This window comes from Heyndrickxia sporothermodurans (assembly GCF_003055045.1).
Classification (GTDB): Bacteria; Bacillota; Bacilli; order Bacillales; family Bacillaceae_C; genus Heyndrickxia; species Heyndrickxia sporothermodurans.
On the sequence record NZ_NAZB01000023.1, the window covers coordinates 153,146 to 171,311 of the forward strand.

An 18,166-nucleotide genomic window follows, 5' to 3' on the forward strand; every position below is an offset into this window, starting at 1 on the left:
GAAGGGAGTGAATAGAGCGTGTTAACAAGTAGTTTTGTACTTGGAGTAGCTGAAGGTGGACATAAATTTTTGAACACTGGTGATATTATTTTCCAGCTGCTCATGTTTATTATATTGTTGGCATTACTTAAAAAGTTTGCGTGGGGCCCATTAATGGGAATCATGAAGCAACGTGAAGAACATGTTGCAAATGAAATTGAAGCAGCGGAGAAAAGCCGTGCAGAAGCAAGCAATCTATTAGAAGAACAACGTGCATTATTAAAAGAAGCACGTGTAGAAGCACAAGGATTAATTGAAAATGCGAAAAAGCAAGGCGATCTTCAACGTGAAGAAATTATTACTACTGCACGTGCGGAAGCAAATCGCTTAAAAGAGAGTGCAAAAGTAGAAATCGAACAACAAAAAGAATTGGCAGTAGCTGCTTTACGTGAACAAGTGGCATCCTTATCTGTATTAATTGCTTCTAAAGTGATTGAGAAAGAACTAACTGTAGCTGATCAAGAGAAGCTAATTAATGACTATATTCAAGAGGCAGGAGAAAAACGATGAGTAACAATGCAGTTGCAAAACGCTATGCTACCGCGCTTTTTGAGCTAGCCAAAGAACAAAATCTATTGGAGCAAGTTCAAGATGAACTTCGTGCCATAAAAAAAGCTATCAAAGATAATCCTGAATTAATTAATCTTTTAACATCTCCAAAATTTTCTTCTGAAAAGAAAATTGACATGATTAAAGAGATTTTTCATTCGGCTTCAAATGTAGTTGTAAATACACTAATGTTATTAACTGAGCGCCATCGTGTGAATGAAATAACTAGTGTTGCAGATGAATATATCGAGCTTGCTAACTTAAATAACGGAATAGCTGAAGCAATTGTATATTCCACAAGACCGTTAAACGCAAGTGAAAGCGAAGCGATATCATCTGTTTTTGCAAAAAAAGTTGGCAGAGTTTCATTAAATATTGAAAATGTCATTGATACGGATCTACTCGGTGGAGTGAAGGTTCGAATTGGAAATAAAATATTCGACGGCAGCCTACGTGGCAAACTAGACCGTCTAGAACGCAGTTTAATTAGCTAAATTTAACATGAGGGGTGAAATTCATGAGCATTAAAGCTGAAGAAATCAGCGCGCTGATAAAAAAGCAAATTGAAAATTATCAGTCTGAAACGAAGGTTAGCGATGTTGGTACTGTTATTTCAATCGGTGACGGTATTGCTCGTGCTCATGGTCTCGACAATGCAATGTCTGGTGAACTTGTAGAGTTTTCTAACGGAGTGATGGGTCTTGCTCAGAACTTAGAAGAAAACAATGTAGGTATCATTATTTTAGGACCATATACTGATATTCGTGAAGGCGATGAAGTTCGCCGTACTGGTAGAATCATGGAAGTTCCTGTAGGTGAGGAGTTAATTGGACGTGTTGTCAATTCATTAGGACAGCCTGTTGATGGTCTTGGGCCAATCAACACTGCAAAAACTCGCCCAATTGAAAAGAAAGCACCTGGTGTAATGGCTCGTAAATCTGTACATGAACCACTACAAACAGGGATTAAAGCGATCGATGCACTTGTGCCAATTGGTCGTGGTCAACGTGAGTTAATCATTGGTGACCGTCAAACTGGTAAAACAACTGTAGCAATCGATGCAATTATTAATCAACAAGACCAAGATATGATTTGTATTTACGTTGCAATCGGACAAAAAGAATCAACTGTTAGAAGTACTGTAGAAACACTTCGTAAACATGGTGCATTGGATTATACAATCGTTGTTACGGCTTCTGCTGCACAACCATCACCATTATTGTACCTTGCACCTTATACAGGTGTAACAATGGCAGAGGAATTTATGTACAATGGCAAGCACGTTTTAATCATCTATGATGATTTATCGAAACAAGCTGCTGCATATCGTGAGCTTTCCTTGCTATTACGTCGTCCTCCAGGTCGTGAGGCATATCCTGGTGATGTATTCTACTTACATTCTCGTTTATTGGAGCGTGCAGCTAAGTTAAACGATGACTTAGGCGGCGGTTCGATAACAGCTCTACCATTCGTTGAAACACAAGCAGGCGATATTTCTGCTTATATTCCAACAAACGTAATTTCTATTACAGATGGTCAGATTTTCTTACAATCAGACTTATTCTTCTCAGGTGTGCGTCCGGCGATCAATGCAGGTCTTTCTGTATCCCGTGTAGGGGGATCAGCTCAAATTAAAGCAATGAAAAAGGTATCAGGTACACTACGTCTTGACCTTGCTTCATTCCGTGAGCTTGAATCATTTGCACAATTCGGATCTGACCTTGATCAAACAACACAAGCTAAATTAGCTCGTGGACAACGTACTGTTGAAGTATTGAAGCAAGATTTGAATAAGCCAATTAAAGTAGAGAAACAAGTAATGATTCTTTATGCTTTAACAAAAGGGTTCTTAGATGATATTCCAGTTCAGGATATTGTTCGTTTCGAATTAGAATTCTACACTTGGTTAGATGCAAATCGTGCCGAACTTCTTGGCCAAATTCGTACAACTGGTGGACTTCCGGCTGATGAAGATATGGCTTCAGCTATCAATGAATTTAAGAAAACATTCTCTAAATCAGAATAATGTTTTTTCCTAATAAAGGTAATAATGAAGGCCTTCGCTCCCTTTTAGCAATTGTCCTAAAGGGTGAGGCCTACTTAAAAACAAGGGTGGTGAGAAATAGTGGCATCCTTACGTGATTTAAAATCTCGTATTAATTCGACGAAAAAAACTAGTCAAATTACAAAAGCGATGCAAATGGTTTCTGCATCTGCATTAAATAGAGCAGAAATGAATGCAAAATCTTTCGTTCCATATATGGAGAAGATTCAAGAGGTTGTTGCCAGCATCGCATTAGGCAGTAAAGATGCAAGTCATCCAATGCTTGAAACACGCCCTGTTAAAAAAACTTGTTATTTAGTCATTACATCTGATCGTGGATTAGCAGGAGCTTATAACAGCAGCGTGTTAAAGTTAGTTCATAATAAAATTCGTGAAAGACATCGTTCAGATGATGAATATGTCATTGTTGCGATTGGCCGTGTCGGCGCCGATTATTTTAGAAATCGTAATATGAATGTCGTATTAGATGTTATTGGACTTCCCGATCATCCTTCATTTGCAGATATTGTGAAAATCACGAATAAAACAGTAAGTATGTTTGCTGATGGTACGTATGATGAACTTTACATGTACTACAACCATTTTGTAAATGCAATCAGTCAAGAAGTAACGGAGAAAAAACTGTTGCCGCTAACGGATATTACTTCATCTAATAAGCTTATTTCTTATGAATTTGAGCCTTCTGCAGAGGATATTTTAGAAACATTGCTTCCTCAATACGCTGAAAGCCTTATTTATGGAGCATTATTAGATGGTAAAGCAAGTGAGCACGCAGCCAGAATGACTGCGATGAAGAGTGCAACAGATAACGCGAAAGAACTGATTGATTCGTTAACACTTTCTTATAACCGTGCACGCCAAGCTGCAATTACTCAGGAGATTACTGAAATTGTTGGTGGAGCTGCAGCGCTTGAATAGATTGTATTAGCATACCAATTGAATACAAGAAGCTTAGGGAAAATTTATAGCACCTAAGTCTTTCTTTAATGCAAGATAGGAGGGAAAAGGATGAACACTGGACGCGTTCTTCAAGTAATGGGTCCGGTTGTTGACGTCAAGTTTGAAAACGGTCAACTTCCAGATATTTATAATTCGTTAAAAATTCAATATAAAGCTCAAACTGCGACTGAAGTTGATATTGATTTAACTTTAGAAGTTGCTCTTCACCTAGGTGATGATTCCGTTCGTACAATTGCGATGGACTCTACTGATGGGGTTCAACGTGGTATGGAAGTAATTGATAGTGGGGCACCTATTTCTGTTCCTGTAGGTGACGTAACACTTGGTCGTGTTTTTAACGTATTAGGTGACACGATCGATTTAAATGATGAAATTCCTGCAGATGTACGTCGTGACCCAATTCATCGGTCTGCACCATCATTTGAGCAACTTTCAACTGAGGTTGAAATTCTTGAAACAGGAATTAAAGTAGTAGACTTACTTGCACCATATATTAAAGGTGGTAAGATTGGTCTATTCGGTGGTGCCGGTGTAGGTAAAACGGTATTAATTCAGGAACTTATTAACAATATCGCACAAGAACATGGTGGTATTTCTGTATTTGCCGGTGTTGGTGAACGTACACGTGAAGGAAATGACCTATATTGGGAAATGACTGATTCAGGTGTTATTAAGAAAACAGCAATGGTTTTTGGTCAAATGAATGAACCGCCTGGTGCTCGTATGCGTGTAGCATTAACAGGCTTAACGATGGCTGAATATTTCCGTGATGTTCAAGGTCAAGATGTTCTTTTATTTATCGATAATATTTTCCGCTTTACACAAGCTGGTTCAGAGGTGTCTGCCTTATTAGGTCGTATGCCTTCTGCCGTTGGTTACCAACCAACACTTGCAACTGAAATGGGTCAATTACAAGAACGTATTACATCTACAAATGTAGGTTCTGTAACATCTATCCAAGCAATCTACGTTCCTGCCGATGACTATACAGATCCGGCTCCAGCAACGACGTTTGCTCACTTAGATGCAACAACAAACTTAGAGCGTAAACTTTCGGAAATGGGTATTTACCCTGCAGTGGATCCTCTTGCATCAACATCGCGTGCACTTTCACCTGAAATTGTTGGTGAAGAGCATTACAATGTTGCACGCCAAGTACAACAAACATTGCAACGTTACCGAGAATTACAAGATATTATTGCCATCTTAGGAATGGACGAACTTAGTGACGACGATAAATTAATCGTTGCACGTGCACGTCGTATTCAATTCTTCTTATCACAAAACTTCCACGTTGCAGAACAATTTACAGGTCAAAAAGGTTCATATGTTCCTGTAAAAGAAACTGTAAGAGGATTTAAAGAGGTATTAGAAGGAAAATATGACCATCTTCCAGAAGATGCATTCCGTCTTGTTGGTTCAATCGATGATGTTATCAAACAAGCTAAAGAGATGGGCGTAGAGGTATAATAAGGGACCAGGAGGATCGCAAAATGAAGACATTAAAAGTCAGTATTGTCACTCCAGACGGCCCAGTGTATGATTCAAATGTTGAAATGGTAAGTACAAAAGCCCAAAGTGGTGAATTGGGTATTTTGCCGGGACATATTCCAATGGTGGCACCACTTCAAATAGGTGCTGTACGACTAAAAAACGGCAATAACACTGAGCTTGTAGCAGTTAGCGGTGGTTTTCTTGAAGTACGTCCAGAGCAAGTAACCATTTTAGCTCAATCAGCTGAAAAGGCAGAAAGCATTGACATAGAGCGTGCAAAAGAAGCGAAGTCTCGTGCAGAAGGTCGAATTCAATCAAACCAACCTGAAGTAGATCGAGTGCGTGCGGAGTTAGCATTAAGACGAGCAATAAATCGTATTAATGTTTTCGAACACCGTTTCTAAAATATGCTTAAAACACCTTCTGATTTAGCCGTCAGAAGGTGTTTTTAAATAAATATGTTACAACTTTTTCTATCTGGAAAGGAGAGATACATATGGTTCCGGAATTTGGACAACAAGCGTTGCTCAGTATAATCTCACATTTGTTTTTTATCGTTTTAACATTTTGGGCACTTGGAGCACTAAACTTTGAAAAATTATTAAAACCTAATCGTGTTATACAGGCAAGATTACTTTATGTTTTAATTACCATCGCAATTGGATCCGCAATTAGTAACTTCTTCTTAGATTATCTGTTATGGTCAAAACAGATTCCACTTTTATTTTAAAATTTGTCATCATTTTGTAATAATTGGCCTATCTTTCCTGTATCATATTGAATAAATATTGATTATGATTAATTTTGTATGTGGAATTTGTTACTTTCTTTAATTTATAACGTCTAAATAAAAGGGCAGATTATTTGTTTTATTTTCATTTCGATTGTCAAAAGATGACGACTTTTCCTAAGTATGTAGTCTTCCGTACTGGTAAAGACTTTAACTAAGGAGAGGGGAAATCCAAATGAAAAAAAGCGTACTATATCTGTTAACAATATCAATTTTTTTTAGTTTGTTTTGTGTAACTATTGGGAATAGAACGGTATTAGCAAATTTTACTACTGATTTAGACATGCTGGTCAAAGAAATAAAACGTGAACACGGACAAATTTCTGAATGGTCTCTATATACAAGAGAATCAATAAATATTTCTTCAAAAAATGATTGGTTAAAGCAGGTAGACTTATTAAAAGAGCAATTTCCTCAACTGAAGTGGGATGTGAGGGAAGAAAAAGGGCAGTGGCAAGCAGAAGGCTTATCAAGTAAAAAAAATATTGTCGAATCAATAAAACTTTTGTCGACCCCTACAAATAATCAATATACTTCGTATTTAATATATGAGGTAAAAGGTATTCATTGGAATAGCCAAATTGCGCTCAATGTGAATAAAACAATAGGTGTAAAATTGGATGCTCTTTACAGTAAGAAACCAGTGTTTTTCTCTTGTATAAAAGGCGAATTCAGTGATAAAATGGATAAGGTTTTATTGTCTGAAGTAAGTCAAATATTGACAAGCTTACATGCAAATGAAAAAGAGGCGTTAAAAGAAAAAGATTTTGTTTCTATTTCTGCATATTCATCGGAGTTTATGCAATCAGTCCCAACAAAAGATAACCGAATGAATCTGCAAATTGGCTTACGAAAAACTGGAATGGGCGCCAATACGAGCTTTGTAATTGGCACACCTATCATAACGATTGAATATTAATATAGAGAAAATGGACGCGGAGGGGAATACTTTTGGAAAAAATCATCGTCCGCGGCGGAAAACGGCTAAACGGTACAGTTCAAGTTGAAGGTGCAAAAAATGCTGTACTGCCTGTTATCGCTGCATCATTGTTAGCTAGTGAAGGAAGAAGTATTATTCGTGATGTACCATCACTCTCCGATGTATATACAATTGGTGAAGTGTTACGATATTTAAATGCTGATGTAACGTTTCAAGAAAATAAAATATCTGTAGATGCATCAAGAGAGTTGTTAATTGAAGCTCCATTTGAATATGTAAGAAAAATGCGTGCTTCTGTCCTTGTTATGGGACCGCTATTAGCAAGAATGGGAAGAGCACGTGTTGCATTACCTGGTGGTTGTGCGATTGGCTCAAGACCAATCGACTTACATTTAAAAGGCTTTGAGGCAATGGGAGCAAAGGTAAAAGTCGGGAATGGCTTTATCGAAGCCGAAACGGAAGGTCGCTTAAAAGGTGCGAAAATTTATTTAGACTTCCCTAGTGTTGGCGCAACACAAAATATTATGATGGCTGCAACTTTGGCAGAAGGAACATCAACAATTGAAAACTGTGCAAAGGAACCAGAAATCGTAGATTTAGCTAATTACTTAAATAAAATGGGTGCATCAGTAAAGGGTGCAGGAACAGGTACGATTCGTATCGAAGGTGTGGAACGTCTATATGCCGCTGATCACACAATCATACCGGACAGAATAGAAGCTGGTACATTTATGATTGCCGCTGCTATTACTGGTGGCAATGTACTTGTAAAAGGTGCTGTTCCTGAACATTTAACATCGCTGATTGCTAAGCTTGAGGAAATGGGCGTAACGATCATTGAAGAAGAACAAGGTCTTCGTGTAATTGGTCCTGAAAAGCTTAAAGCAGTTGATATTAAGACAATGCCTCATCCTGGTTTCCCGACTGATATGCAATCACAAATGATGTCTCTACTAGTTGTCGCAGAAGGTACAGGTATGATAACGGAAACGGTTTTTGAAAATAGATTTATGCATGTTGAAGAATTCCGTCGAATGAATTCAGATATAAAAATCGAAGGTCGATCTGTTATTATTAATGGACCTTGTCAGCTTCAAGGTGCAGAAGTATCTGCTACTGATCTTCGAGCAGCAGCAGCCTTAATCATTGCTGGATTAAGAGCAGATGGCTATACGAGAGTAACTGAATTAAAACATTTGGATAGAGGTTATTTGAATTTCCATCAAAAATTAGCATCATTAGGCGCGGATATCGAAAGAGTCAATGATGAAGTAGAAGTTACAACAACAAATAGAAAAGAATTTCTTTCCGAACAACTTTAATCACAAAAAAAGCCCAAATTCATTGTTTGGGTTTTTTTATTGTGTAAAATAATTATAGGACCAAATATATTATTAATTTTATGTTATAATCGGCAGACATTTGATTAATGATTAATTTGTAGAGGCTTTTTTTATCCAAATCGGTATACATATAAGAGGAGTGAGAAGATGAAAAAGGGAAGTATTATCTTAATAAGTATCATCGTTGTTATAGCTATTTGTGTTATTGCGGCAGTTTCAAGCTATAATGGGTTTGTTTCCGCAGAAGAGAATGTTAATCAAAAGTATTCAAATATTGACACACAACTTCAAAGAAGAGTTGATTTAATTCCTAACCTTGTAAACACTGTAAAAGGTTATGCCTCACATGAAAAGGAAGTTATTAAAGATGTCTCAGATGCTCGTGCTAAGCTTGCTGGTGCTAAAACGCCGGAAGACCAAGCAGCAGCAAATGATAACCTTTCGGGTGCATTAAGTCGACTTCTTGTAGTAGTTGAAAAATATCCAGATTTAAAAGCGAACCAAAACTTCCAACAACTAATGGATGAGCTGGCAGGTACTGAAAATCGTATAGCTGTGGCTCGAAAGGATTATAATGATGAAGTCGCCCAGTACAATAAAAAGGTCAAACGATTCCCTGGGTCGATGATGGCAGGTATGTTTGGGTTTGATCAGAAGCAATACTTTAAAGCTCAGAATGGGGCTGAGGAAGCTCCTAAAGTTGACTTTGAGGGGAATGGTCAATGATTAGAAAGACCCTTCTTAGCATATCTATTGTTGCCGTATTAGCAATAAGTTTGTTAGGAAGAATCGCCAGTGCGGAAATACCTAATCCAACCGGGGATATATATGTTCAAGACACTGCAAATGTATTAACACAGGAAGAAAAGGCAGAGTTAATTAACCTTGGACGACAGGTCGATGATCAAACAAAAGCCCAAGTAGCCGTATTAACCGTTTCTACTCTTAACGGCCAAGATATCGAATCCTATGCAAATGCTGCTTTTAGGAAGTTTAAGCTAGGTAACAAAGAGTTAAATAACGGCGTGTTGTTACTCTTAGTTATAGGGAAAAAGAAGGAAGATAGGAAGATTAGAGTAGAAGTTGGATACGGACTAGAGGGTGCTTTACCAGATGGTAAAGTAGGCAGAATCCTTGATCGATATGCGTTGCCATATTTAAAAGATAATAAAGCAGACCTAGCTATTGTTAATACGTATAAACAGCTTTTAAATGAAGTGGCAAATGAATATAATATTAAGGATGTTGCAAAGGCAGAACCTTATCAACAAGAATCCTCTTTTTCTACTTGGAAAGTGATATTAATAGCCATTGGAATCATCATATTAATTATTATCGATATGAAATTTTTCGGTGGTGCACTCACATATGTGTTAATCAATCTCCTTTCCTCTATTTTGAGAAATGGCGGAGGAGGAAGTGGTGGAAATCGTGGAGGCGGCGGAGGCTCCTCCGGTGGAGGCGGAGCCAGCCGAAACTGGTAAAAGGCAGAATTGGATTTGTTAATTACAAATTCAGTTCTGCCTTTTTTATGTTTTAAGAAAGTATAACATTTCATTGCTGACCAAGGCGTTTTAGCTTTTCCAGTCATAAATGCTTGTCCTAACCCATATGTATGAAAGGAGGAAAATAAATAAATTACCAATATGGAGGCATCAAGCATGAAACATATTAAGCCAATTGTCCTTGTCAGTATCCTAATTCTCGCCGTATCATTCGCCATTCCATCGCTCCTTGTACTGCCTTTTTCAAAAGAAAAGGCAAGTGGAAAGCTTGATGAAAATATGAAAGAAAAAAATACAAGTACATTACAATCATCTATTGATATAGCTGTTTTCAGAAATACTAGTCAAAAAGTTGAACAAGTACCATTAGAAGAGTATGTAGTAGGGGTAGTTGCTTCAGAAATGCCTGCAACCTTTGAAGAGGAAGCACTCAAGGCACAAGCATTAGCAGCACGAACATATATTGTTAGGCAACTATTAAGCGGGAATAAGGGTATTCCTAAAGGAGCCAATGTAACCGATACAGTGAGTGATCAGGTGTTTCAAAATAAAAAGGAATTAAAAAAACATTGGGGTTCAAAATATCAAAAGAACATAAATAAAATTACGAAAGCAGTAAAAGCAACAGAAGGAAAAATATTAACGTATGATGGAAAGCCGATCTTTGCCTCGTTTTTTTCGACAAGTAATGGATATACCGAGAATTCGCAGGATTACTGGGCAAATGCGATTCCATATTTAAAAAGTGTGGAAAGTCCGTGGGATAAAAAGTCCCCAAAATATCAATACCAACAAGAATTTGTAGTTAATGATGTTGAGAAAAAACTAGGCGTGACTTTAAGAGATAATAAAGAAGTAAGTACAAACTTTACGTTAACAGAAGGTAAAAGAATTGGAACAGTAATCATCGGTGGAAAAAAATTTACCGGAAGAGAGGTGCGTGAAAAATTAGGTCTTCGATCCTCCGACTTTAGCTTAGCTAGAAAAGGCAATAAAATTATCGTGACAACGAGAGGATATGGTCACGGGGTAGGGATGAGCCAATATGGAGCAAATGGTATGGCTCGAAGTGGAAAGAGTTATAAGGAGATTGTACAACATTATTACCAAGGAATAGAGATTAGTGAATCAAAGCAATTATTAGATAAAGTAACCGCAAAAAAATAATATTTAGCCCAATAGCTTGTGATTTTCAAGCTATTTTTTTATTTATTAAAAAAATTTTCGTAAAAATGTATATATTTTCGCATTTGTGTTCAAAATGGTTGCTGAGGTGATGAAAATGAGAGAGGAAGAAAAGAAACTAACTTCTCAAAAAAAGGGTAAAAAAAGCTTCTTAAAAAAACGTTGGGTTTATCCTGCTATTTATCTAGCAAGTGCTGCATTAATTATTTCAGCAATCTTTTGGTACCAATCATCAGGTAATCAATCAGCAAAAAATGAATTTGGTATGCAAGGGGATAAACTAGGTAAAAACGGCAACAAGAATGACGCGGTTGAAGTAGGAAAATCTGTAGAAAACTTTAAATGGCCAGTCAAAAATACGGAACAGGCCCAAATTGACAAAGAATTCTATGACGAAAAGGCTTCTGAAGACAAGCAAGAGGCAGCAATGATTGTTTATGGTTCAACGTATCAACCTAATCGTGGAATTGACATTACCATGAAGGATGCAAAAGACTTTGAAGTTGTTGCAGCATTAAGTGGTACTGTTTCAAAAGTGGAAGATGACTCTGTACTTGGAAACGTCATTGAAATCCAACATGAAGATGGTGTTGTTACACAATATCAATCCATTAAAGACTATAAAGTTAGTGTTGGAGATAAGGTAAAACAAGGACAAGTTATTGCTACTGCAAGTACAAGTCAACTAAACGAAAAAGCAAAAACACATCTTCACTTTGAAATTAGAAAAGACAATATAGCTGTGAATCCTGTTTCTTATTTCGATAAACCAGCATCTTCTATTGAAGAAGTTGTAAAAGAACAAGCGGTTGATCAAAATAATGAAAAGTCAAATGATGAAAGTGATCAATCAAAACAACAGGATAATAAAGAAGACACTACAAATGGTACCGATCAAGAAGATACACAAGGATAATAACCAAAGGGGCAGAATTTAATAGATTCTGTCCTTTTTTATTTGTTTTTGTATTATTTTCCTAAAGATTTTGTCGTGTGAAAAGTCGTATTTTTATTCGTCAGAAATTTTAGTAATAAACCTTGTCCTTGTTACGGTTTTTGTGCATATATTTTAACCCAAGCTAATAAAATGTTACAAACTTGACAAAAACAAAGAGAGTGTTTGAGGTGAGGAATCGTTAACCATAGATCCTATAGATTTAGTTATATATTTGATTAGTCTCAGTACCTACAGAAGGTGTTTGAATCACCTTCTGCCACATATGAAAGCAAAGTTTTAAAGTATCATATGGGGAATACAGTATTTTCAGTCGAAAATAAACGAGTCTCATTTCACACTTCTCACATCCAATTTGGGGAGGGCGAGTGGTGTGCACGATTACATCAAAGAGAGAACTATCAAGATTGGAAAGTATATCGTGGAGACGAGAAAAACAGTTCGCGTAATTGCGAAAGAGTTTGGCGTGTCCAAAAGTACTGTCCACAAAGACCTTACAGAACGATTACCAGAAATAAATCCGGAACTTGCCAATGAAGTAAAGGAAATATTAGATTATCATAAATCAATTCGACACCTTCGTGGTGGTGAAGCAACAAAACAAAAATATAAAAAAGAAGAATTTCAAAGTAATTAGAGGAGTGGGGAGCAATCTAAATAAGATTGCTTCTTTAATTTATTTTATTAATGACTATTTTATATAAGAAAAGTTTCACATATTTTTTCCATATTTTTAAAAATATTTTATGACAAGTCATTCCTAAAATCGACAAAAATATGCTAGAATATTAAATTAGGGAAATAAAAACTTTTGGACAGAAAAACTTTACATAGATAGCCCTTTAAAATGCGTGATTTAAGACGGAAGGAGTATATATTAAATGTTTGCAAAGGATATTGGAATCGACTTAGGAACAGCGAATGTATTGATACATGTAAAAGGACAGGGGATTGTTTTAAATGAGCCATCTGTTGTTGCCATTGATAAAAATGTGAATAAAGTATTGGCGGTTGGTGAAGAAGCCCGTCGTATGGTTGGGAGAACTCCAGGAAATATCGTGGCGATTCGCCCATTGAAAGATGGGGTTATTGCTGACTTTGATGTGACGGAAACGATGCTTAGACATTTTATCAATAAATTAAATGTAAAGGGATTCTTATCAAAACCTCGGATCTTAATATGCTGTCCTACTAATATTACGAGTGTAGAACAAAAAGCAATTAGAGAAGCAGCTGAAAAAAGCGGCGGTAAAAAGGTTTACTTGGAAGAAGAGCCAAAGGTCGCTGCGATTGGAGCTGGAATGGATATCTTTCAGCCAAGCGGGAATATGGTAGTCGACATTGGTGGTGGAACAACAGATGTTGCTGTTCTTTCTATGGGAGATATCGTTACTTCAGCATCAATTAAAATGGCTGGGGATAAATTCGATACCGAGATCCTTCAATACATAAAAAAAGAATACAAGCTATTGATTGGAGAACGTACAGCTGAAAATATTAAAATTAATATAGGTACAGTATTCCCAGGTTCTAGAAATGAGGAAATGGAAATTCGCGGTCGTGATATGGTCACCGGTTTACCACGAACAATTTCGGTTAATTCAAAAGAAGTTGAATTAGCGTTAAGAGAATCGGTTTCTGTAATCGTACAAGCGGCTAAAAATGTGTTAGAGAAAACCCCACCGGAGTTATCAGCTGATATCATCGATCGTGGAGTGATTTTAACAGGCGGCGGCGCTCTTTTACACGGAATAGATCAATTACTAGCTGAAGAGTTAAAAGTCCCTGTATTAGTGGCTGAGGAGCCAATGGACTCGGTAGCAATTGGTACGGGCATTATGCTTGAGAACATGGATAAAATTGCAAGCAGAAGATTTTAATAATTTTTACGGATATTCAATATATTATGGCAGGTGTAGACAATGTTAAGAGGCTTTTATACAGCAGCATCAGGAATGATTGCACAACAAAGAAAAACCGACCTGTTAACAAATAATATGGCAAATTCAAATACACCAGGTTTTAAAAGTGACCAATCAGCAATAAGAGCATTTCCTGAAATGTTGTTACAACGACTTGACAAGAAATCTATTCCTGTAGAAAATAGTATTTCTTATTCTAGATTTCAAAACATTGGTGCTCTTAATACAGGTGTTTATTTACAAGAAGCGATCCCTAAATTTCTGCAAGGCGATATGCAAGAAACAGGTTTAAAGACGGATTTAGCTATTATCGATTTAAATGGTAACAAAAGCAGTGCATTTTTTACCGTTCAGGATCAAAAGGGAGAAACGAAATATACCCGTAATGGGAATTTTACGATTGACCCCAATGGATACCTAACAACCGCGAATGGTCTGTATGTTTTAGATAATCAGCAAAATAAGATTCGTTTGAACAGTGATCAATTTGAGGTTAGTAGTAATGGAACGATAACCGGCGATGGAACGAGAGCTCAATTAGGTATCGTGTATTCAAATAATCCCGAGAAATTAATGAAAGAAGGGGACGGTTTATACCGTACTGAAAATAATCGTGAGCTTCCCAATGCAGCCAATAATCAATATCGTCTTCAGCAAGGATTTCTCGAACGTTCGAATGTAGATATCTCTCAAACAATGACTGACATGCTTTCAACATATCGTTCATTTGAGGCAAATCAAAAGGTTCTTCAGGCGTATGATAAAAGCATGGAACGAGCGGTAAATGAGATTGGTCGTGTAAATGGTTAAGAGAAAATTAATGTGAGGGAATCGAATTGTGAATAGATCAATGATAATCGCATCTAATACAATGAATCAACTGCAAAAACAGCTTGATATTATTAGTAACAATATGGCAAATGCAGATACAAATGGGTTTAAAAAAAGGGAAGCTACTTTTACCGACCTATTAGCCCAATCGTTTAATAATCAACCGAATAAAAACGATGAAATCGGTAGACTAACCCCTGAGAAGCTACGTTTAGGGACAGGTGCAAAAATGGCACAAGCCCAGCTTGTATTGACTCAGGGTAACATTAAAGATACAGGTAGACCGTTAGATGTAGCTTTAACGAATGAAAAGCAATTCTTTAAAGTAATGACAAATAAAAATGGGAAAAACGAAGTTTGTTATACACGTGACGGAAACTTTTCGTTATCACCGATGGGAACGAATGAAGTAGTTCTTGTAAATAGTAGTGGTTACCCGGTACTGGATGAAAAAAATCAAATGATTATTTTTAACAAAAATGCGAAGGATTATGCCATTTCAGAAAATGGAAAGATTACCGTTACTTTAGCCAATGGCAAACAACAAACAGCAAATTTAGGTATGATCTCAGTAAGAAAGCCTCAGTTTCTTGAACAAATAGGAGAAAATCTTCTAGGAATTCCTGCAAAAGCGAACATAAACATCAATGATGTTTTAACAGAGATGACGGGTCCTTTAAGAAATCAAATATCAATGAAACGAGGTTCGCTCGAGACATCGAATGTTGACACAGGAAAAGAAATGACTGATTTGATTAATGTACAACGTTCCTATCAATTTCAATCGAAAGCTATTACGATGTCAGATCAAATGATGGGTCTAATAAATGGTATTCGTTAAAAGGGGTTAAATCAATGACAGAAAAGGAAATCCAGCACAATCCAAAGACACGTGAACAACTAAAAGAAGAGAAAGTAAAGGCATCTACCAAAGAAAAAAGGAAAGTACGCGTTCGTTTAATTCCAATTTGGTTAAGGGTAATCATTGTGATCTTTACTTTGTTCATTAGTTTAATACTCGGTGTAATCATAGGTTATGGAGTAATTGGAGATGGAAAACCGATGGACGCATTGAAAAAATCTACCTGGACCCATATAATTGACTTAGTAAATAAAAAATAAGAAAGGGTAGACGCCCTTTCTTTTTTAATGAAGTCTATGTTAAATCATATTGTTGAATTTGCAACTATGTTGATTGGAGCGGAAGGCACGAGACTCCTGCGGGATAAACGGTATACGGGAGACCCCGCAGGCGCGAAGCGACGAGGAGGCTCCCGAACCGCCCGCGGAAAGCGAGTGCCTGGAGCGGAAATCAACAGGTAAGTTTAGCAGAGCCTTATTTGAAAATGGAGGTTTTTTTGAAATGTTAGATATTCAACAAATTAAAGAGATTATTCCACACCGCTACCCTTTTTTACTTATTGATCAAATATTAGAAGTAGAAGAAGGCAAAAGTGCTGTTGGAGTAAAAAACGTCACTGGCAATGAAGACTTTTTTAATGGGCATTTTCCTGAATATCCAGTCATGCCGGGTGTATTAATCGTCGAGGCTCTAGCACAAGTTGGTGCGGTAGCCATGCTTAAAAAGGAAGAAAACAGAGGAAGACTAGCCTTTTTTACCGGAATTGATAACTGCCGTTTTAAGCGTCAAGTAAAGCCCGGTGACCAATTAAGACTTGAAGTAGAAATGATTCGTTTTAAAGGGCCGATCGGTAAAGGAAAAGGTGTAGCAACAGTGAACGGTGAATTAGTTTGCGAAACAGAAATGATGTTTGCTTTAGGTAAATAACTTTTTGAAAGAGATTTGTGAAAACAAATCTCTTTTTTTGTATTCATTTAAATTGTGAGGGAATATTAATGGCAGGCCGACACTTTGGTCTTGAAAAACAATATGAAAAAGGTGATTATTATGGGTAAATTATTGAAAAAAGCAGGGGGTTCACTGCTAGCAACCATGCTGCTATTTGGCTGTGCAAACAATGATCAAAAACCACCACCTAACAACAATAAAGGTGTAAACGATGTAGACAAAAATGATGTAAAAAATAAAAACTTAGATAATAGCAACCTAAATAATAATAAAACCGATTTACATGACAATAAAACGAATGACACAGACAATAAAATTGATAAAGAAGATACAGATTTAGATATGAATACTAATAAAGATAAGGATAAAAATAAATAAACTTATCTGTTACTAGCGCCTTTTTCATTTCCTCTAAAGAAAAGAAAAGGGCGCTAATGTATATTGCGGATTCCGTTCCCTTTATAGCTTACTTTTCGGAACCGCAAATCGCTTCTTTTTATTCATACGGTTTGAAAATTCCTGTACTAATTCATCTCCACTAAAACCATCATTGACTAATTCATTTAGTAATAGCTCCGCATATTTGCTTCGTTTCACATTTAAATGCCCTTCTAATAGTACGCTTATATTTTTTTCGAATTTCTTTATTCCACGTATATGTGTGCTAAATGGGGCAGGGTCATTCCCTTCATGTGTGATGATTACTTGGACATTAACATCATCATTTTTTTGCTGTATGATACGAAAATAATCATAAAATTTTTTATCGGTGTACGCCTCTATTAGCCAGGTTGCTTTCCCATCTTCTTTATTAATAATTAACCCATCTTCTAAAGGAATATTCATCATATTTCCATCATCAACAATTTGTAACGATACAATTTTGAAGGTTTTCATTTAAACTCCTCCTCCATATTTGTTAAATTATATCACATTATCACCGGATGAAGAAAATACATCACTCATATGAAAATAAAAATTAAAATGCTTAAAAAAGTTTTTTAAATGGAAAATTAATTCTAAATATAGAATACATCCTGCGCAAATTGTCATTTTCAATAATTCAGTGAACAAAAAATACTATTTTGCTAATTTTACCATATGACTAAATCAAGTTATGATAATAACAGAAAATGAAAGGAGAGGATATATTTTTGCTAAATCAAGTGACCTTAGTTGGGAGGTTAACGAAAAAACCGGAGCTTCGTTATACGTTGGAAGGGAAAGCGGTACTAAATGTCACACTTGCACTTAATCGACATTATAAGAATAGTGCAGGTCAATATGATGCCGATTTTGTCCTATGTACACTTTGGAATAAGGCTGCAGAAAATACAGCAAAATATTGTACGAGGGGCTCAATTTTAGGCGTCGTTGGAAAAATTCAAACGAGAAATTATGAAAATCAAGATGGGAAGAAGGTGTATGTGACTGAGGTAGTAGCCGATTCAGTGAAATTTTTAGGTGGAAAGCCTTCAGAAGATAGGGTGCTCCATACAACTTAAAAAGAAGGGACAAGATAATGGAAGAATTAAAACAAAGAATAGAAAAATTAGAGAACTTAGTAGAAGACCTTATTTTTATGTTAGGAAGAGCCAATCAAAGAGTATTTAATCTTTCTATACAAACCACTCATCTAGAAAATCAACTACTGAAAAATCATCGAAATGACCACACATTATCTACAAAACATGTTTCATAAGAACAACCATTTATCTTTTTACTCCAAACAATCCTCATCAGATAAAAGTAGTAGTTTCATATCCCCATTTTCCCTC

At 36.4% G+C, this 18,166-nt stretch carries 23 protein-coding genes; 22 read left to right on the forward strand and 1 reads right to left on the reverse strand.

What is annotated here, in order from left to right; translation table 11 throughout:
- Positions 1-18 precede the first annotated feature (18 nt).
- The 20 genes from atpF (at position 19) to B5V89_RS12020 (ending at position 16,766) form a co-directional block, all read left to right on the forward strand.
- Positions 19-549, forward strand: a complete 531-nt coding sequence (gene atpF, locus B5V89_RS11925) for a F0F1 ATP synthase subunit B (protein ID WP_066231155.1) — start codon at positions 19-21, stop codon at positions 547-549.
- Entirely contained in the window at positions 546-1,082 is a 537-nt protein-coding gene (locus B5V89_RS11930; RefSeq protein WP_066231159.1) for a F0F1 ATP synthase subunit delta, read from the forward strand. Before atpF ends, B5V89_RS11930 begins: the two co-directional genes overlap by 4 nt.
- 23 nt (positions 1,083-1,105) lie before the next feature.
- A complete protein-coding gene (gene atpA, locus B5V89_RS11935; protein ID WP_108072192.1) occupies positions 1,106-2,614 on the forward strand; it encodes a F0F1 ATP synthase subunit alpha in 1,509 nt (502 codons plus the stop codon).
- 99 nt (positions 2,615-2,713) lie between these two features.
- Positions 2,714-3,571 (forward strand): F0F1 ATP synthase subunit gamma, encoded by an 858-nt coding sequence (locus tag B5V89_RS11940; RefSeq protein ID WP_066231166.1) that lies wholly within the window; start codon positions 2,714-2,716, stop codon positions 3,569-3,571.
- Between the two features lie 90 nt (positions 3,572-3,661).
- Positions 3,662-5,083 carry a F0F1 ATP synthase subunit beta gene (gene atpD / locus B5V89_RS11945; RefSeq protein ID WP_066231167.1) on the forward strand — a complete coding sequence of 474 codons (1,422 nt, stop codon included), beginning with the start codon at positions 3,662-3,664 and terminating at the stop codon, positions 5,081-5,083.
- Positions 5,084-5,106: 23 nt separating this feature from the next.
- Positions 5,107-5,511, forward strand: coding sequence for a F0F1 ATP synthase subunit epsilon (locus B5V89_RS11950; RefSeq protein ID WP_066231169.1), 405 nt, complete (start codon positions 5,107-5,109; stop codon positions 5,509-5,511).
- A 92-nt stretch (positions 5,512-5,603) separates the two neighbouring features.
- A complete protein-coding gene (locus B5V89_RS11955; protein ID WP_066231172.1) occupies positions 5,604-5,837 on the forward strand; it encodes a DUF1146 family protein in 234 nt (77 codons plus the stop codon).
- 235 nt (positions 5,838-6,072) lie between these two features.
- On the forward strand, positions 6,073-6,816 hold the full coding sequence (locus B5V89_RS11960) for a YwmB family TATA-box binding protein (RefSeq protein ID WP_108072193.1): 744 nt from the start codon (positions 6,073-6,075) through the stop codon (positions 6,814-6,816).
- Positions 6,817-6,848: 32 nt separating this feature from the next.
- Positions 6,849-8,159, forward strand: a complete 1,311-nt coding sequence (gene murA / locus B5V89_RS11965) for a UDP-N-acetylglucosamine 1-carboxyvinyltransferase (protein ID WP_066231178.1) — start codon at positions 6,849-6,851, stop codon at positions 8,157-8,159.
- A gap of 168 nt (positions 8,160-8,327) precedes the next feature.
- Entirely contained in the window at positions 8,328-8,906 is a 579-nt protein-coding gene (locus B5V89_RS11970) for a LemA family protein (protein ID WP_066231182.1), read from the forward strand.
- On the forward strand, positions 8,903-9,664 hold the full coding sequence (locus B5V89_RS11975; protein WP_066231185.1) for a TPM domain-containing protein: 762 nt from the start codon (positions 8,903-8,905) through the stop codon (positions 9,662-9,664). The genes B5V89_RS11970 and B5V89_RS11975 overlap by 4 nt, the downstream gene beginning before the upstream one ends.
- 177 nt (positions 9,665-9,841) lie before the next feature.
- Positions 9,842-10,852: a stage II sporulation protein D gene (gene spoIID / locus B5V89_RS11980; RefSeq protein WP_107920574.1), complete on the forward strand. Its 1,011-nt coding sequence runs from the start codon at positions 9,842-9,844 to the stop codon at positions 10,850-10,852.
- Positions 10,853-10,967: 115 nt separating this feature from the next.
- Positions 10,968-11,786: a stage II sporulation protein SpoIIQ gene (gene spoIIQ, locus B5V89_RS11985; protein ID WP_066231190.1), complete on the forward strand. Its 819-nt coding sequence runs from the start codon at positions 10,968-10,970 to the stop codon at positions 11,784-11,786.
- A 412-nt stretch (positions 11,787-12,198) separates the two neighbouring features.
- A complete protein-coding gene (gene spoIIID, locus B5V89_RS11990) occupies positions 12,199-12,462 on the forward strand; it encodes a sporulation transcriptional regulator SpoIIID (RefSeq protein WP_066231193.1) in 264 nt (87 codons plus the stop codon).
- Positions 12,463-12,706: 244 nt separating this feature from the next.
- Positions 12,707-13,705: a rod shape-determining protein gene (mreB, locus tag B5V89_RS11995; RefSeq protein WP_066231196.1), complete on the forward strand. Its 999-nt coding sequence runs from the start codon at positions 12,707-12,709 to the stop codon at positions 13,703-13,705.
- Positions 13,706-13,747: 42 nt separating this feature from the next.
- The gene (locus tag B5V89_RS12000) at positions 13,748-14,557 is read left to right on the forward strand and encodes a flagellar hook-basal body protein (protein ID WP_066231199.1); all 810 of its coding nucleotides are present in this window, start codon (positions 13,748-13,750) and stop codon (positions 14,555-14,557) included.
- Positions 14,558-14,585: 28 nt separating this feature from the next.
- On the forward strand, positions 14,586-15,419 hold the full coding sequence (locus B5V89_RS12005; protein WP_066231202.1) for a flagellar hook-basal body protein: 834 nt from the start codon (positions 14,586-14,588) through the stop codon (positions 15,417-15,419).
- Between the two features lie 14 nt (positions 15,420-15,433).
- Entirely contained in the window at positions 15,434-15,700 is a 267-nt protein-coding gene (locus B5V89_RS12010) for a DNA-directed RNA polymerase subunit beta (RefSeq protein WP_107920943.1), read from the forward strand.
- A 241-nt stretch (positions 15,701-15,941) separates the two neighbouring features.
- Complete coding sequence (gene fabZ, locus B5V89_RS12015) at positions 15,942-16,367, forward strand: 3-hydroxyacyl-ACP dehydratase FabZ (protein WP_066231207.1); 426 nt, start codon at positions 15,942-15,944, stop codon at positions 16,365-16,367.
- 120 nt (positions 16,368-16,487) lie between these two features.
- Positions 16,488-16,766: a hypothetical protein gene (locus B5V89_RS12020; RefSeq protein ID WP_066231264.1), complete on the forward strand. Its 279-nt coding sequence runs from the start codon at positions 16,488-16,490 to the stop codon at positions 16,764-16,766.
- Between the two features lie 81 nt (positions 16,767-16,847).
- Here the strand turns inward: B5V89_RS12020 and B5V89_RS12025 are convergent, their stop codons facing one another.
- The gene (locus B5V89_RS12025; protein WP_066231210.1) at positions 16,848-17,285 is read right to left on the reverse strand and encodes a YwpF-like family protein; all 438 of its coding nucleotides are present in this window, start codon (positions 17,283-17,285) and stop codon (positions 16,848-16,850) included.
- Positions 17,286-17,542: 257 nt separating this feature from the next.
- Between B5V89_RS12025 and B5V89_RS12030 the strand changes: the two genes are divergently transcribed.
- Both B5V89_RS12030 and B5V89_RS12035 read left to right on the forward strand, forming a co-directional pair.
- Positions 17,543-17,893, forward strand: coding sequence for a single-stranded DNA-binding protein (locus B5V89_RS12030; RefSeq protein WP_066231212.1), 351 nt, complete (start codon positions 17,543-17,545; stop codon positions 17,891-17,893).
- Positions 17,894-17,910: 17 nt separating this feature from the next.
- Positions 17,911-18,090: a hypothetical protein gene (locus B5V89_RS12035; protein ID WP_108072195.1), complete on the forward strand. Its 180-nt coding sequence runs from the start codon at positions 17,911-17,913 to the stop codon at positions 18,088-18,090.
- Positions 18,091-18,166: the final 76 nt, after the last annotated feature.